The organism is Shewanella sp. SM74 (assembly GCF_025653725.1).
GTDB classification, from domain to species: Bacteria; Pseudomonadota; Gammaproteobacteria; order Enterobacterales; family Shewanellaceae; genus Shewanella; species Shewanella oncorhynchi.
On sequence record NZ_JAKKRZ010000004.1, the window covers coordinates 151,243 to 168,005 of the forward strand.

A 16,763-nucleotide genomic window follows, 5' to 3' on the forward strand; every position below is an offset into this window, starting at 1 on the left:
GCTATTTTACAAGTTAATAACAAAAACACCGTACGCTAACAAAGTTTTTGGGAGCTTGGTATGCCTAGTCGTTACTTCACTGTATCACTTTGTGCAATTTCTGTATCTCTTGCCTGTTCTAGCACAACGTTCGCCGATGATCTTCACAGTCAAATGCTTGAATTGAACAAGCTCAATGACACATTTCATTCAACGTCTAATCGTTTAGCGTTAGGTCAATTGACGGCTTTGACGGTTTTGCCTGTGGATCTTAGTGGAAATCCCGCGAGCATCAGCATGCGTAGCGCGACTCAAGGCGTGGCCGTATTGCAAGATAGAGTGTATTTCTCTCCTGCGCCGTATTCGGCACCGCAATTACAACTCTTACCTAATCTGCTGCAACAGCAGAGTGTTACTGCCACCCCGATGGCAAATATGGCTGTCGGTGGGCAAGGTGCGTTTGGGGTGGTGAGTTATCAAACCTTACCTGTTGCTGAGCAGACCGAGAATAGTAAGGCGACTCTCGAGGGCAATACCGATTCAGAATACAGTGTCGATATGAATTGGGGGGTGAAGCAAAAAGAGTATGGCATGATACTCGCGGTTAATTATGCAGATAATAGCGGCGCAGATCACTTGCTCAATGGTCAAGACACAGACCACCAAACGACAGACATCTTATTTAAAATTAACGCCGCGAGTTTACTCGGCGCCAGAAGTCCACAGGTGACTGAGTTTACTTACCAGTTTCTCGATGATGATAGTTATCGCTCTCAGCTTGGGTTAACACAGGCCGATTGGCAACAAGATCCTATGAGTTTGTATTCGGCCACTGCGGCGGATAAACATCAGGGGCGACATCATAAGTACCAACTGTCTCACCAAGTTACGCTCAATGGTGGGCATAAGGTCACCACAGACTTTTACTACCAGTCTTATTCGCAGCAATTAAACCAACTCAATCAATTTGATGGGCAAATGCTCGATGCCCAGAGTCTTGCTGCGTTGGCCGCATTTGAACGTCAGCCGACAGTCGATGGCGTCGAACTGGCTTCTTTACAGCAAGACAATGATTTCAGCTCCTTTGGGGCACAAACTGAATCAGTGAATCAGTATGGTGCCCATCAAATTATCTATAGCGCCCGTTATCATACGGATAAAGCCGAGATGCGCCTTGGCGATCAACAGAGTCTATGGCAGCAGGACTTGAGTTTAGTGAGTGATGCACAAAATGCGTTATTGGCCTATACCGACGATGCAACTGCATTTACTTCGGCAATCGATTCCTTGTTTAATTGGGACGAATTACAGATAAAGCTCGCGCTTGCCTATGAACAAGTGAGCGTCAATCGCAAGGTCGATTTAGCTTATGTAGGACTGGATGCGGCTGATTTCTCCGACAGCGATTGGATGCCACAACTCGGTGTTTTATATGATGCTGGAGATTGGCGCTTTAGTACGGATATTCGCCGCTCATGGACCGCCGCAAGTGCGGGGAATCTTGAGCAAGAGGCACAAGTATCATTGCAATATCAAGTCAGCGCCCAATATGCCAGTGAGCATTTTAGTGCTGACATCAAAACCTACGTTCAAGATTTTGATAACCTGCATGTCAATTGCGATGCGTATACCCAATGTGCCGACAGTCGCTTGTGGGTTCAAGGCAATGTCGTGGATGTGCTGACCAAAGGAGTTGAGCTGAATCTTGGCTACCAGTGGGATATTGGTAGTGTACAGTTACCATTAGTTTTAAATTATCAATATTCGAATTCGGAGTATCAAACCAATAGCTGTAACGAAATCCAAGGTTGCGTTGTGGCTGGTGATAGAGTGGCTTGGTTACCTGAGCAGCAATTGCATTTTAGTGCTGGAATGAAATATGCCGAATATGAATTGAATGCAAATGTCTTTTATCAATCTGAGCGGGAAATGGGCCAATTTGGTGCTGAATTACAACCTATCGCAGTACAATGGCGGGTAGATTTAGCGGCGAATTATCATTTTGATCGCCACCATGAGATTTATTTTAGGGTAGAAAATCTCTTAGATGAGTCATTAGTTACGACAGCATCAAATAGCGGAATTCGATCGGAAAATGGACGTATTAGCTATTTAGGTTATCAATGGCGCTTTTAAATTGAGTTTTATTTTGTTTGAATTTAAATCAATTGAAACAAATAAGATCGATTTCGGCTGCGTTTAGTGGACGTTTCGACTTTTTGCTAAATTAAATCTTTAATTATTAATGCTATAGTACCCAGTGGCCGTAATATTCTCTCTTTCTGATCAGTCACTAGGTCGGAAGGTGAACGCCGTAGCGCATGATTCTTTTCAATCCGTATTTTAGGTTTGAAATCACCTATAATTTTCGTGGCGATGCCAAGTCAATTGGGGTAAAATGCGCGCGACCAGCGTGATTGCGATCGCATTTCTGTGATAAATCTGCGCTAGCTCAATGCAGTAGGTTTTGTTTAAAACCTAAGTATTTAGCAGGAACGCGGCGCATTGTCTTTCCTTCAAACGTAGTGCTTGTGGATATGATTACAATTAAGAAAGGATTGGAACTGCCTATAGCAGGCGGACCAGAGCAAGTTATCCATAATGGCCCAGCCATTAAACATGTAGCTACTTTGGGTGAAGAGTATATTGGCTTACGTCCAACGATGAAGATCAAAGTGGGCGATAAAGTACAAAAAGGCCAAGTTCTTTTTGAAGATAAGAAGAATTTAGGCGTTAAATATACGGCTTTAGCCAGTGGTACTATATTAGACATTAACCGGGGCGCCCAGCGTGTTCTGCAGTCTGTTGTCATTGAAGTGGAAGGAAACGACAGCGTTGCCTTTGCTAAATATGATGCCACTGCACTCGATACGCTCGACTCGCAGTTAGTCCGTGACAATCTGATTGAATCAGGTTTATGGACTGCTTTGCGTACTCGTCCTTTTAGCAAAGTTCCTGCTGTAGACTCTTCTGCTGCTGGTATTTTTGTAACCGCAATAGATACTCAACCTCTTGCCGCTGATCCCGTTGTGGTGATCCGTGAGCATAAAGAAGATTTTGCTAATGGTCTTAAGGTCTTAGCAAGACTTACTGACGGTAAAGTTTACCTTTGTAAAGCGCCTGGCGCTGATATTCCTGCCGCAAACGCCCAAGTTGAAGAATTTGCCGGTGTGCACCCTGCAGGATTAGTCGGTACTCACATTCACTTCTTATTGTCTGCCTCTGCAAAACGTACCGTTTGGCATATTGGTTACCAAGATGTAATAGCAATTGGTCAGCTATTTACGACGGGTGAACTCAATACCGAACGTGTTATTGCGATCGCAGGCCCTAAAGCGGCTAAGCCAAGACTCGTACGCACTGTTGTGGGCGCGAGCATGACTGAATTAACCGCAGGTGAAGCCTTAGATGGCAATGTTCGTCTAATTTCAGGCTCTGTTCTGAATGGTCGTACAGCTGTTGGTCCACAAGGGTATTTAGGTCGTTACCATGTTCAAGTAAGTCTGTTAGAAGAAGGTACAGAGAAAGAATTTTTAGGCTGGGTATTACCAGGCTCAGACAAATATTCTATCACTCGTGCATTCTTAGGACATCTTGCTCCTTCTCGTCTGTTCAGCATGACGACCAGTACAGGTGGTTCAGACCGCGCTATGGTGCCAATTGGTAACTATGAGCGTGTAATGCCATTGGACATTCTTCCTACTATGTTGTTGCGTGACTTGATTTCAGGTGACTTTGACGGTGCTGCTACTTTAGGCGCGTTGGAGTTAGATGAAGAAGATCTCGCACTGTGTACGTTCGTATGTCCAGGCAAGTATGACTACGGTTCATATCTGCGTGACTGTCTAGATACGATCGAGAGGGAAGGCTAATGAGCTTGAAAGATTTTTTCGAACGTATTGAACCCGACTTTGAAAAAGGCGGTAAATACGAAAAGTTTTATGCCCTATTCGAAGCGGCATACACGATTTTTTATACCCCAGGTAAAGTGAACAAGGGCAAAACCCATGTTCGCGATAACCTCGATCTAAAACGTATGATGATTACGGTTTGGGCTTGTGCTTTCCCAGCGATGTTCGTGGGTATGTACAACGTAGGTTTACAAGCTCAATTAGCTTTAGTGGCTGGTTTTGCTACCCCTGACGTATGGCAAGTGAGCTTGTTCAGCATGTTCGGTACCGAACTGACGGCAAACTCTGGCTGGCCTGCGCTGATGTGGTATGGCGCCTGTTTCTTCCTACCTATCTACGCGGTAACCTTTGCCGTCGGTGGTATCTGGGAAGTGCTGTTTGCCTCTATCCGTGGTCATGAAGTCAACGAAGGTTTCTTCGTTACCTCTATCCTGTTCGCTTTAACGCTGCCAGCAACTATCCCATTATGGATGGTGGCGCTGGGTATCACCTTCGGTGTGGTCGTGGCGAAAGAAGTGTTCGGTGGTACAGGGCGTAACTTCTTAAACCCAGCACTAGCGGGTCGTGCCTTCTTGTTCTTCGCTTATCCGTTGAACATGTCAGGTGATACCTCATGGGTTGTGGCTGACGGTTACTCAGGTGCAACTGCACTGAGCCAAGCGGCGTCTGGCACTTTAGATTACGCAATTAACCAAAACTGGTGGGATGCGTTCTTCGGTTTCATTCCTGGTTCAGTGGGGGAAGTGTCTACATTAGCGATTCTGTTAGGTGGTTTGGTCATCATCTACACGCGTATCGCTTCATGGCGCATCGTTGGCGGTGTAATGGTGGGCATGATTGCCATTTCTACGCTGCTTAACGTTGTCGGTAGCGACACTAATCCAATGTTTGCAATGCCTTGGTACTGGCACTTAGTGTTAGGTGGTTTTGCGTTTGGCATGATGTTTATGGCGACAGACCCAGTGTCAGCGTCATTCACTAACCAAGCTAAATGGGCATACGGTATCTTGATCGGTGCAATGGCTGTGTTTATCCGCGTGATTAACCCTGCATTCCCTGAAGGCATGATGTTGGCAATTTTGTTTGCTAACTTGTTCGCGCCATTGTTCGACCACTTCGTGGTTCAGGCAAATATCAAGCGGAGGATTGCCCGTGGCTAGTAATAAAGATTCGTTCGGCAGAACCTTATTTATCGTCGTTGGCCTGTGTCTAATTTGTGCGATATTTGTGTCTACTGCAGCAGTGTTACTTAGACCGACTCAAGCAGAAAATAAACTGCTTGATAAGCAAAAGTACATTCTGGAAGCCGCTGGTCTTATCGATACTAAAGCTGGCAAAGTGACCAAAGCGCAAATTCTGGATACATACGGCAAACACATCGAAGCTAAACTGGTCGATTTGAAAACGGGTGCTTGGGTTGAGGGTGTTGATGCTGACACTTATGATCAACGTAAAGCGTCTCGTGATGTGAAAACCTCATTTGTACCTGAGAATGACATCGCTTCAGTGAAACGTGTTGCTGATAAGGCTGTGGTTTATCTTGTTCGTGACGGCCAAGGTAAATTAACCAGTGTCATTCTGCCAATCCATGGTTATGGCCTATGGTCTACTATGTATGCCTTCCTTGCTATGGATGCTGACCTAAACACAGTGCAAAGCTTAGTCTACTACGAGCACGGCGAAACGCCGGGCTTAGGTGGTGAAGTGCAAAATGCTCAGTGGAAAGCGAAATGGCATGGCAAAAAGTTATTTGATGAGCAAGGTAAACTCGCTATCAGCGTAACGAAAAACCCAACTGTTGCTAGCACTGAGTACGGTGTAGATGCATTATCTGGCGCAACCTTAACGAGTAACGGTGTACAACATTCACTGACATTCTGGTTGGGTAAAGAAGGTTTTGCGAGTTTCATTGAAAAAGCACGCAATGGAGGTCTCAACTAATGTCTGACGCTAAAGAACTGAAACAGGTTCTGACCGGACCTATAGTCAACAACAACCCGATTGCTTTACAAGTACTTGGTGTATGTAGTGCATTAGCGGTAACGAGTAAGCTCGAAACTGCACTGGTAATGGCGTTGGCGTTAACTGCGGTAACTGCGTTTTCGAACCTGTTTATCTCAATGATCCGTAATCATATTCCAAGCAGTGTGCGTATTATCGTACAGATGACCATTATTGCCTCTTTAGTAATCGTGGTTGACCAATTGCTGCAGGCTTATGCTTATCAGATCTCTAAGCAGCTGTCGGTATTCGTCGGTCTGATTATTACGAATTGTATCGTAATGGGTCGTGCCGAAGCTTACGCGATGAAAACACCGCCAATGATGAGCTTTATGGATGGTATCGGTAACGGTTTAGGTTACGGTGCTATTCTGTTAGCTGTTGGCTTCGTACGTGAACTGTTTGGTAACGGTTCTCTGTTCGGTGTTGAAATCCTGCACAAGATCTCTGATGGCGGCTGGTACCAACCAAACGGTCTGCTACTACTGCCTCCGAGTGCGTTCTTCCTGATCGGTGTTTTGATTTGGATTATTCGTACCTATAAGCCAGAGCAAGTTGAAGCAAAAGGGTAAGTGCGATGGAACATTATATTAGCCTGTTAATTCGCTCTGTTTTCATTGAAAACATGGCACTGGCCTTCTTCCTAGGTATGTGTACTTTCTTGGCTGTGTCTAAGAAAGTCACTACAGCCATGGGCCTAGGGATTGCGGTAGTTGTAGTGTTAACTATCTCTGTCCCAGCAAACCAAGTTATCTATCAAGGGCTGCTAGCTCCTGGTGCACTTGCTTGGGCTGGCGCACCTGAAGCTGACTTAAGCTTCTTGAAATTCATTACCTTTATCGGTGTGATTGCGGCTTTGGTTCAAATTCTGGAAATGGCACTGGACAAGTACTTTCCACCTTTGTACAACGCATTAGGTATTTTCTTACCTTTGATCACAGTGAACTGCGCGATTTTCGGTGCTGTATCATTCATGGTTGAGCGTGACTACAAGCTAGGCGAGAGTGTGGTGTTTGGTTTCGGCTCAGGAGTGGGTTGGGCATTAGCTATCGTATTGATGGCCGGTATCCGTGAGAAGCTGAAGTATGCCGACGTGCCTAATGGCCTACGTGGTTTAGGGATTACCTTTATCACCGCTGGTTTGATGGCCTTAGGTTTCATGTCGTTTTCAGGTGTGTCTCTGTAAGAGACACATAACGGCTTCTTGAATTGGACCTTCTAAGGATAAGTTAATGGATATTCTTGGTATTTTTAAATCTACTCCGCTCGAGGTTTACCTCGGTGTGAGTATGTTTACTGCTATCGTCCTCATCTTAGTATTAGTGATTTTATTCGCTAAGTCTAAGTTAGTGGCTAGTGGTGACATCACGATCGGCATTAATGACGATCCTGAAAAAGCGATTACAACCGGTGCGGGCGGTAAGTTGTTAGGCGTTTTGGCTAACAGCGGTATCTTCGTATCGAGTGCGTGTGGTGGCGGTGGCTCATGTGGCCAATGTCGCGTGGTGATTAAGTCTGGCGGCGGCGATATTCTGCCAACGGAACTTGACCACATCAGCAAAGGTGATGCCCGTAAAGGTTGTCGTCTTTCTTGTCAGGTTAACGTTAAGAACGATATGGAAATCGAGCTTGACGAAGAAATCTTCGGTATCAAGAAATGGGAATGTGAAGTTATCTCTAACGATAACAAAGCCACTTTCATTAAAGAACTGAAGCTGCAAATTCCTGATGGCGAGTCTGTACCATTCCGTGCTGGCGGTTATATTCAAATCGAAGCACCAGCTCATCATATTAAATATGCAGATTTTGATGTACCTGCACAATACCGTGGCGACTGGGAACACTTCGGTTTCTTCAATCTTGAATCTAAGGTTGATGAAGAAACTATCCGTGCATACTCAATGGCTAACTACCCAGAAGAGTTCGGCATTATTATGCTGAACGTGCGTATTGCTACGCCTCCACCACGTAACTTGACTCTGCCTTGCGGTAAGATGTCATCTTACATTTGGAGCTTAAAAGCTGGCGATAAAGTGACAATTTCTGGCCCATTCGGTGAATTCTTCGCGAAAGATACCGATGCAGAAATGGTGTTTATCGGCGGTGGTGCGGGTATGGCGCCAATGCGTTCACATATCTTCGATCAACTGAAGCGTCTTCAGTCTAAACGTAAGATGAGCTTCTGGTACGGTGCACGTTCTAAGCGTGAAATGTTCTACGTAGAAGATTTCGACGGCCTAGCGGCTGAGAATGATAACTTCGTATGGCATGTGGCACTTTCAGATCCTCAACCAGAGGACAACTGGGATGGTTACACAGGTTTTATTCATAACGTATTGTATGAAAACTATCTGAAAAACCATGATGCTCCAGAAGATTGTGAGTTCTACATGTGTGGACCTCCAATGATGAACGCTGCCGTCATTGGTATGTTGAAAAATCTTGGTGTCGAAGACGAAAACATCCTGTTGGATGACTTCGGCGGCTAATGTTCATTAGTCCTAGATAGAAAAGTTGCAGATGTTGAGGTTAACCTTTCATCTGCAACTTTTGCATTTAAGGGCCCAAATAAGAGTAGTAGGTCACTATGTTTCAGACCTTAAAGATCAATACCTCAGCACTAAAGCATTCATTTAACTGGCTAGTCCTCGTGGGACTGGCCTTTTTTGTTTCAGCCTGTTCAAAGCAAAACGAAGTCATTTCGTTGGCCGGCAGCACTATGGGCACGACTTATCACATTAAAGTCGTCCCGAATGAGCAGATGCCGACGGCGCAGTTACTTCAAGCGGAGATTGATTTAGCCCTTGAGCTAGTCAATGACCAGATGTCGACGTATCGGCCTAATTCAGAATTATCCCGTTTCAACCAATTGCCATTGGAGCAAAGCGTTGAAGTCTCACCGGATACCATAAAAGTGGTGCAAGAGGGAATACGTTTATATCAAGTGACTGATAAGGCACTTGATATTACCTTAGGTCCTTTAGTTAATCTGTGGGGTTTTGGACCTGATAAGCGTCCAACGAAAGTTCCGACACAGGCTGATATTGATGCGGCTAAAGCCAAAACAGGGATTAGTGAACTTTCCATTGAAGGCAACCGTCTAAGTAAGCACAACACCCATTTATATGTAGACTTATCATCAATCGCGAAGGGATTTGGGGTTGATAAGATCGCTTCCATTCTTGATAAATACCACGCGACAGGGTATTTAGTTGAAATCGGTGGCGAACTGAGTATCAAAGGTGCCAAAGGTGATGGAAGCTCTTGGCGTGTTGCTATAGAGCAACCGACCAATGATGGCTCTGAAGCCGTACAGCAGGTTATTGCACCTGGTACTATGGCGATGGCGACCTCTGGTGACTATCGTAATTATTATGAAGAAGATGGCCAACGTTTTACGCATATAATCGATCCGCGTACTGGTTTGCCGATAAATCATAAGTTAGCATCCGTGACTGTATTGCATCAAAATTGTATGACGGCCGACGGTTTTGCGACGGCCATGATGGTTTTGGGCACAGAAGCATCATTGGAGCTTGCCAAGAAGGAACACTTGGCGATAATGCTAATCGAAAAGCAAGGCGACGGATTTAAGGTCTATTACAGCGACGCCTTCAAGCCTTTCCTTATTTAGTTTTTGGAGTAAACCATGACCTCTTTTATCGCGGCATTTGTGATCTTGTTAGTCTTCTTTTTACTCATGTCGATTGGTTATCTCATCAAGCGCAAAGCCGTTGAAGGAAGTTGTGGCGGTTTAGGTGTTCTAGGGATTGAAAAAGCGTGTGATTGTGATGACCCTTGTGACAAACGTAAACGTCGTATGGCCGCTGAAGAAGCGCGTCGTGAGAAGTTAACGAAAGACCGCATTATCTAAATAGTCTTGATTCGATCATAGCCCCCCATTTAGGGGGCTATTTTTTGCCTCGTATTTTCTTACACGGGTTAATCATTTGAGATTTATCCTTGGGATTAGAGTGGGATAGCAAGTTAATCTAAGCAGGAATGAGAATGCTTTTCATCATTAAGTGAGTGAAATATAAAGATAATTTGAGTTGGTCGATAAATTGTACTAGGCTAGAAGCTTGATTTAGATCAATCTTTTCACGCTTACCAAGGATAGTAACTTATGAAAGGTCATCCTAAAGTGGTTGGGCAACTGAATCGGGTGCTTACCTGTGAGTTGACCGCCATCAATCAATATTTCCTCCATGCCCGCATGTTTAAACATTGGGGCTTAGAGAAGTTAAACCACGTCGAATACAAAAAATCCATCCAAGATATGAAGCACGCCGATAAGCTCATCGAGCGAGTGCTGTTTTTGGAAGGTCTGCCTAATCTGCAACAACTCGAAAAACTTCGCATTGGTGAACATAGCCAAGAGATGCTCGACTGCGATCTGGCCATGGTGCAAGAGCAGCTTACATTGTTGCGTGATGCGATCAGCTTGTGTGAAGCCGAACAGGACTATGTGAGCCGCGATCTGCTGGAAGATATTCTCGAAGACGAAGAAGAGCACTTAGATTGGCTCGAGTCGCAGCAAGAGCTCATTACGCTAACCGGTATTCAAAATTATCTACAATCGCAAATTAGCGACCAATAGGAGCAAGATATGAAAGGCGATAAAGACGTTATTGATGCGTTAAATCGACTCCTAACGGGAGAACTCTCGGCAATGGATCAGTATTTTGTCCATGCCCATATGTACGAAGATTGGGGCCTGAATGAACTCTATGAGCGTATCGCCCATGAGTCAGATGATGAGAAAGCCCATGCAGCCAAATTAGTGCAGCGCATTTTATTCCTCGAAGGTACACCCAATGTTGCCGCCCGTGAGGCATTGAACATAGGTAAAGATGTAGAAGAGATGCTACGTAATGATCTTGCCTATGAATACAAGGTCGCGGACGATTTGCGCAAAGTGATTGCACTGTGTGAGCAGAAGCAAGATTACCAGACACGTGAAATCCTCGAAGTATTACTCGACGATACAGAGTCTGACCATATGTATTGGCTCGAAAAACAACTTGGGCTTATTGACCGTGTTGGATTGCAAAACTACCTGCAAACTAAGATGTGAGCCTTAGATTGTTAGGTTGAGTAAATACCTAGGCCACTGAGTGTAATGGCCTAGGAAACTCAGTTATTAAGCATGTCTGTTGTTCCTCACACTTGTCTTGTTCTCTTTTCTAGCGCTAGGCCACATCTTATTGGCCCAAATCTATCAGGAATACTTGATTACTGTTTTTATATACAGTATTTTGGCGTTGGAGGAATTCAACGTGCGAAAAATTATTCATATCGATATGGACTGCTATTTTGCTGCAGTGGAAATGCGCGACTTTCCTGAGTACCGTGGCAAACCTTTAGCTGTGGGGGGCAGTAGCGACCGTCGCGGTGTTATCAGTACTTGCAGTTACGAGGCACGTAAATTCGGTGTACGTTCAGCAATGGCAACGGCTTATGCCTTTAAGTTGTGCCCTGAGCTGATTTTAGTTCCGGGTCGGATGCAGGTTTACAAAGAAGTGTCGCTACAAATTCGTGAAATATTTTCTCGCTATACCCAATTAATTGAGCCGCTTTCCTTAGATGAAGCTTATTTGGATGTGAGTGAGTGCCAACAACATAAGGGCTCTGCGACCTTGATTGCCCAAGCGATTCGTCGCGATATCTTAGCCGAAACGGGTTTAACCGCATCGGCGGGTATCGCGCCAGTAAAATTTTTAGCTAAGATCGCCTCGGATCTGAACAAGCCAAACGGCCAATATATCATTACGCCAGAGACGCTTTCTGAGTTTGTTAAGACCTTATCGCTGCGTAAAATTCCCGGTGTTGGTAAAGTCACCGCAGAAAAGCTCTCTTCGCTCGGGCTCAATACCTGTGGTGATGTGCAAGCTTATTCTAAACCTGAGCTCTTAGCGCGATTCGGTAAGTTTGGTGGCGTGTTGATTGAGCGTTCCCAAGGCATAGATGAACGGGGTATTTCTGCCGACAGAGAGCGCAAATCAGTGGGTGTTGAAACCACGTTAGCAAAGGATATTTATAGCTTAGAGCAGTGCCAGCAGGTGATGCCGAGTTTGATCCAAGAACTGTCGTTGCGTTTAAGTCGCAGTGCTAAGGAACGCAAAATACATAAACAGGTGGTCAAACTTAAGTTTAACGATTTCAAGCAGACTACAATTGAGCACCGCAGCGATGAAGTCTCGATTGTAATGTTCTATGAGCTACTCGCACAGGCTATGGAAAGGCAAGAAGGCCGTGGCATTCGTCTATTGGGTATTTCGGTCGGCCTCGCCGATTCTACTCTTGTCGTCGCCACAAGCTTAAACGGCCAGACTCAGCTGGATTTAGCTCTCTAGTGGGTGGAGCACAATAGCCTATATTGGCTCAATAAGCCTCGGGTGGATTTGCCAGCATAAAATCAATTAACAGTCTGACCCGTAAGGGCAGGTTGTCCCGATCGCGATACATCAAGTAGGCGGTGCGCGGAATACCTTGCCACTCGGGCAGTATTTGAATGAGTTTGCCACTTCGTATCTGTTCACTCGCCATGCTGATGGGTATGAGTCCAATCCCAAGCCCCGCCACCACGGCCTGACAGGCAATCGCCATATCATCGACGGCTAGTTTGATATTCCCCCTTGGTTCAAACTCGACATTTTGCCCTGTGCTATTGTGCTGTAAACGCCACGTTTTTGTGGGCTTGGCGATGATAACCGGATGCTGATCCAGCGCTTCAATGGATTGCAGCGCATGCCACTGCGTTGCCGATGTGCTGGCGCAAAGTACAAAGCTAATTGTGGTAAGTGGCCTTGCAATCCAATCGGGATCTTTAGGTTCGCCCACTCGAAAGGCGATATCGATGGCGTTTTCACTGACATCGATATTCATGTTCGACAGACTTAAATCGATATCAATATTGGGATAATGCCGTTGGAAGGCGTTGAGTGATTCACCCAGCCAGCGATAGGTTGTATTGATGGGCGCCGAGATCCGCAATTTGCCAACCGCTTGATGTTTATCCGCATGCAACTCACCAGATACCTGGTTTAACTCGATAAATAGCGGGCCGCAGCGTTCGAGATACCGCTGACCTGTGGCGGTAAGGTTGACTCTATGGGCGTCTCTGTGCAGTAAACGCAGACCTAAGGATTGTTCTAACAGATTGATTCGACGGCTTAAGGTTGAAGGTGGAATGCCTAAGTGCTGCGCCGCGAGCTTAAAACTCCCTTGCTGTGCCACCACCCAAAATAAGCGCATATCGTCTAAGGAATAATTAAGTTTCATATTTGGAATTTAAGCTCTCAATTTTGTTGGTTTTAATAATATATGAAACTTATAAACTAAGCTCAATCCCAATTACCTCCCTAGAGGCCGATATGAAATCCCATACACCTTACATGACATTCGTTTGTCTACTGATTTGCGTTTTTAGCTGGGGCAGTGTGTTTCCGATTGCTAAGCGAGTGCTGGAGGAGATGTCAGGAGAGTCCCTCGTCTTCTGGCGTTTTACCATTGCGGCTGTGACTCTAGCGTTATATATCGTTTTTACTCGTCAGGCTTGGCCCAAATTGAGTTTGGTGCAATATATTGTCATAGCGTTAGTGGGTGTGATTGGTGTAGGCGGCTTAAATCTGGCGTTATTTAATGGCCTGCAGCATACCTCTGCTGCCAATGGTGCCTTGATTATGGCGCTCAGCCCGCTGGTGACTTCAATCGTCAATGCGCTATTACAGCGTGAATGGCTCAGCAGACAACAAGTGTTTAGCTTAGTGGGGGGATTGGCGGGCGTACTGCTAGTGATCACCAACGGTAGTGTGCAGCAGTTGCTCAACTTTAGTTTTAACCAAGGTGATGTGATGATTGCCGCCGGCATGTTGGCGTGGAGTGGTTATACCATTTGTTCGCAACGGGTCGGCCATTGGTTGCCTGTGTTGCCCTTTACCTTGCTGAGTATGATAGCTGCCAGTGTGTCTATGTCCGTGGTTGGGCTTGGCCGAGGTGAATTTCACCCTTGGCTGGAGTTGATGGAACTGTCGGCAACGGCTTTTTCTAGCGTGCTCTACATAGGTTTGTTCGCCACTGTGCTCGGTTATCTGTTTTGGATTAACGGTGTTAAGGCGCTTGGCCCCGCTAAGGCATCGATTTTTTTTAATCTCGTGCCCGTTTTTGCAGCATTAACGGCGTTAGCCATGGGGCAGGCGGTGACGGAAATTCAGTTGGTAGGGATGCTGATAGTGATCCTTGCGTTGATGTTACCTATGTTAGTCAACCTACGCGCGGCAAGAGGCTTAGTGGTTAAGCGCTGCTAATCGGTGCTAGCTTTGCTGTTTAAATATAAGGGAGCACCTGAATTCAGATAATCACTGCGACAGGTTTATGCTCCCTTATTCGTTTGAGGGGACCTTTCAAACATCACTGATTTACAAAAGGTAACTTATATAAAAGCTTTCACTCTCAACAAATTACAGTTTAAAGCGGCTGACCAGCGCAGTGAGATTACTCGCCATTGACGAGAGTTGTACGCTTGCTGCGTAGATTTCATCAGTGGTTCGTAGACTCTCCTCCGACTGTTCGGCAATGTGTTGAATATTTTGATGGCTCTCATTGGCCATAGTGGTTTGCGCTTTGGCTGCGAGGGCGATTTGATTGTTCATCTCACTAATTTGGCTCACCATTTCTGCAATATGCGCTAAGGCTTCACCGGCATTACTGGCGGCTTCTACGCTTGAGATAGCCTTTTCATTACCGATATTAATCGCTGCCACAGCGCTTTGAGTGCCATTTTGCACATTGGCGATCATCAATTTAATTTCTTCGGTTGATTGGTGAGTCTTAGAGGCAAGGGAGCGCACTTCATCGGCAACCACTGCAAAGCCGCGTCCTTGTTCGCCCGCGCGCGCCGCTTCAATTGCAGCATTAAGGGCTAATAGATTCGTCTGTTCGGCAATGGCTTGAATCACCTCAAGCACGCGGCCAATATGTTGGCCTTCCTGTTCGAGTTTATTGATCTGCATTTCTGCCGTGCCTACATCTCCCGCAAGTTCACGAATCACATTGATGGTTTTTTTCACTCTTGCCTGACCGTCGGCGGTAAATACGTCGGCTTGTTTAGCGGCATCGGCGGCATGACTGGCACTGACTGATACTTCTTGCACGGATGCGGCAATATGATCGCTGGCATCGGCGATTCTGTGGGTGGCAGCTTGTTGATCCATCAAGTTATGTTTTGCTGATGCGCTGGTTTTGGCTAGACCTTCGGCAGCGGTGTTGAGCTCTGATGTAGACTGTTTAAATTGCGAGATAATACCGTGTAAGTTATCGAGAAAATGATTGAATGCCTTGGCGAGATCACCAAGCTCGTCTTTAGAGGTTAAGTGGACTCGTTCGGTCAAATCGCCATCACCATCGGTAATGTCGTGGATTTTTGCGAGTAAAACCGCCAGCGGTTTGCTGATGAGTTTAGGCAGTGCAACGATAAAGAGTATGCAGATCAAGAGACTGATGGCTAAGGCAATTAACTGCATCTGTTGTCCATGATTGGCATCATCATCTACTTGGGCTATCGCTGCGGTAGTATTACTATTTAAATCATTGATTAAATGATTAATGTTCTGGTGTAGTTGCTCGAATTGCGTTGCTGCTTGACCGAAACTAAGATCAATCGCCGTCGTTCTACCGTTACGGCCATTTTGGGTGCGTTGATTACTGATTTCTGTGGTTGTCGCTCGCCAATTATCGAAACTGTGATTTAATTCATTGAGCTTATCTTTAGCGAGGGGACTTGTGGTCACATCGGCAAACTTATCAATATGTTCTTTAACCAGAGAGATACTATTAGTGTGCTGCTTTAAAAGGTCGTTGTAAGAGTCTGTGCCCACGTTAACAAACATCAGGCTGCGCTCGGCCACTTGAGCTTGATAAAGCTCTTTATCGGCCTGTAGGAGTTCAGATTGGCTAGGTAAGTATTCAAGCGCGAGTGTATTCGCGCTGTGATTTAAGGCTTTGAGTCCTAAAATACCAGTTGAAGAGGCGAAGATGACTACGCCAGCGAGTAGCAGACTCGGATAAGTCAGTTTCTGATTAACGGATAGATCTTTATACCATTCCATAGTCACGCCCTCCTTGATTGATGCACTGAAAAGGTGAGAGCCGCAATAACCTCTGTGGTAAGAGGATGCAGCCCATCACTGGCGTTCTCTGGTAATTAGAGTCCAAATTGATCTAGGTTGATCCCAATCGTGATAGCACCAATTGCAGCATCGCCATCCATCACTGGAATAGAAATTTGTACTAGATAGGCTTGGGAGCTCTCGTCAAATTTGACCGGACCTATGTGTTTATCGCCTTTGCCATTGGCGAATGATTTTTGCCATTTATCCTCATCACCCTGCCAATAATCTGAAGTTTTACTGATCATGGCGACGTTCGCGCCTTGATTGTCCATGAGGAAAATTTCTTGGTAGTAAGGTTTGCTGGCTTCGAAGGTCGTGAGAAACTTGGCCGCTTCGTTGTTCATCAGGGATGACATAAAGTCATCAATACCTGCGGTGGCAATCCATTTTTCATCTAATGTTTTGATTGAATCTAAGCTTTTGCCTTGGGCATTTTGCGCTTTAACAGCATTCACCAGTACCACTTCTCTGCCTAATGGCATCAGTGAATCGGCTAGGTCTATAACGGCTTTGGGGACTTCTTCGGCGAAACTGAGGTTACTGCTGAGCAGTAGTGCAGCGGCTGACAAGATTTTACCAAATTTCATGATCTCTATTCCTTAAGGTCACAGTATTGAAGGGGAAAGCGGTTATCTCTAAAAGCGCGATAAGCAAAAATACGTTAGGGTCAGACAGAACAACTATAGTAGAAAATTCAAGT

The 16,763-nt window shown here is 45.5% G+C and carries 16 protein-coding genes; 13 read left to right on the forward strand and 3 right to left on the reverse strand.

The window, feature by feature from the left end; translation table 11 throughout:
* Window positions 1-60 precede the first annotated feature (60 nt).
* From L5M49_RS06390 to dinB, 12 genes are all read left to right on the forward strand, one after another.
* On the forward strand, window positions 61-2,115 hold the full coding sequence (locus L5M49_RS06390; RefSeq protein WP_263265668.1) for a TonB-dependent receptor domain-containing protein: 2,055 nt from the start codon (window positions 61-63) through the stop codon (window positions 2,113-2,115).
* 401 nt (window positions 2,116-2,516) lie between these two features.
* Window positions 2,517-3,851 (forward strand): Na(+)-translocating NADH-quinone reductase subunit A, encoded by a 1,335-nt coding sequence (locus L5M49_RS06395; protein WP_028761568.1) that lies wholly within the window; start codon window positions 2,517-2,519, stop codon window positions 3,849-3,851.
* The gene (locus tag L5M49_RS06400; protein WP_105250021.1) at window positions 3,851-5,050 is read left to right on the forward strand and encodes an NADH:ubiquinone reductase (Na(+)-transporting) subunit B; all 1,200 of its coding nucleotides are present in this window, start codon (window positions 3,851-3,853) and stop codon (window positions 5,048-5,050) included. The genes L5M49_RS06395 and L5M49_RS06400 overlap by 1 nt, the downstream gene beginning before the upstream one ends.
* Entirely contained in the window at window positions 5,043-5,831 is a 789-nt protein-coding gene (locus L5M49_RS06405; protein ID WP_028761566.1) for a Na(+)-translocating NADH-quinone reductase subunit C, read from the forward strand. The genes L5M49_RS06400 and L5M49_RS06405 overlap by 8 nt, the downstream gene beginning before the upstream one ends.
* A complete protein-coding gene (locus L5M49_RS06410) occupies window positions 5,831-6,463 on the forward strand; it encodes an NADH:ubiquinone reductase (Na(+)-transporting) subunit D (RefSeq protein WP_006080467.1) in 633 nt (210 codons plus the stop codon). Before L5M49_RS06405 ends, L5M49_RS06410 begins: the two co-directional genes overlap by 1 nt.
* Window positions 6,464-6,468: 5 nt before the next feature.
* The gene (gene nqrE / locus L5M49_RS06415) at window positions 6,469-7,077 is read left to right on the forward strand and encodes an NADH:ubiquinone reductase (Na(+)-transporting) subunit E (protein ID WP_006080469.1); all 609 of its coding nucleotides are present in this window, start codon (window positions 6,469-6,471) and stop codon (window positions 7,075-7,077) included.
* Between the two features lie 46 nt (window positions 7,078-7,123).
* Window positions 7,124-8,380 (forward strand): NADH:ubiquinone reductase (Na(+)-transporting) subunit F, encoded by a 1,257-nt coding sequence (gene nqrF, locus L5M49_RS06420; protein WP_028761565.1) that lies wholly within the window; start codon window positions 7,124-7,126, stop codon window positions 8,378-8,380.
* Between the two features lie 98 nt (window positions 8,381-8,478).
* A complete protein-coding gene (locus tag L5M49_RS06425; protein ID WP_131523870.1) occupies window positions 8,479-9,525 on the forward strand; it encodes an FAD:protein FMN transferase in 1,047 nt (348 codons plus the stop codon).
* 15 nt (window positions 9,526-9,540) lie between these two features.
* Window positions 9,541-9,765 (forward strand): (Na+)-NQR maturation NqrM, encoded by a 225-nt coding sequence (gene nqrM / locus L5M49_RS06430; protein WP_105250019.1) that lies wholly within the window; start codon window positions 9,541-9,543, stop codon window positions 9,763-9,765.
* Window positions 9,766-10,017: 252 nt separating this feature from the next.
* Window positions 10,018-10,491 (forward strand): bacterioferritin, encoded by a 474-nt coding sequence (gene bfr, locus L5M49_RS06435; RefSeq protein WP_006080475.1) that lies wholly within the window; start codon window positions 10,018-10,020, stop codon window positions 10,489-10,491.
* 9 nt (window positions 10,492-10,500) lie between these two features.
* Complete coding sequence (gene bfr / locus L5M49_RS06440) at window positions 10,501-10,968, forward strand: bacterioferritin (protein ID WP_011918791.1); 468 nt, start codon at window positions 10,501-10,503, stop codon at window positions 10,966-10,968.
* Between the two features lie 202 nt (window positions 10,969-11,170).
* Window positions 11,171-12,247, forward strand: coding sequence for a DNA polymerase IV (gene dinB / locus L5M49_RS06445; protein WP_263164235.1), 1,077 nt, complete (start codon window positions 11,171-11,173; stop codon window positions 12,245-12,247).
* A gap of 28 nt (window positions 12,248-12,275) precedes the next feature.
* Here dinB and L5M49_RS06450 read toward each other — a convergent pair whose 3' ends face one another.
* Window positions 12,276-13,175, reverse strand: a complete 900-nt coding sequence (locus L5M49_RS06450) for a LysR family transcriptional regulator (protein ID WP_263164234.1) — start codon at window positions 13,173-13,175, stop codon at window positions 12,276-12,278.
* A gap of 92 nt (window positions 13,176-13,267) precedes the next feature.
* Here L5M49_RS06450 and L5M49_RS06455 point away from each other — a divergent pair, with 92 nt between their 5' ends.
* Window positions 13,268-14,200: a DMT family transporter gene (locus L5M49_RS06455; RefSeq protein WP_212600395.1), complete on the forward strand. Its 933-nt coding sequence runs from the start codon at window positions 13,268-13,270 to the stop codon at window positions 14,198-14,200.
* A gap of 153 nt (window positions 14,201-14,353) precedes the next feature.
* On the opposite strand, the gene L5M49_RS06460 is transcribed toward L5M49_RS06455, so the two are convergent.
* Together L5M49_RS06460 and L5M49_RS06465 are read right to left on the reverse strand one after the other, a co-directional pair.
* Window positions 14,354-16,000: a methyl-accepting chemotaxis protein gene (locus L5M49_RS06460; protein ID WP_263203126.1), complete on the reverse strand. Its 1,647-nt coding sequence runs from the start codon at window positions 15,998-16,000 to the stop codon at window positions 14,354-14,356.
* 95 nt (window positions 16,001-16,095) lie between these two features.
* The gene (locus L5M49_RS06465; RefSeq protein WP_028761558.1) at window positions 16,096-16,650 is read right to left on the reverse strand and encodes a cache domain-containing protein; all 555 of its coding nucleotides are present in this window, start codon (window positions 16,648-16,650) and stop codon (window positions 16,096-16,098) included.
* Window positions 16,651-16,763: the final 113 nt, after the last annotated feature.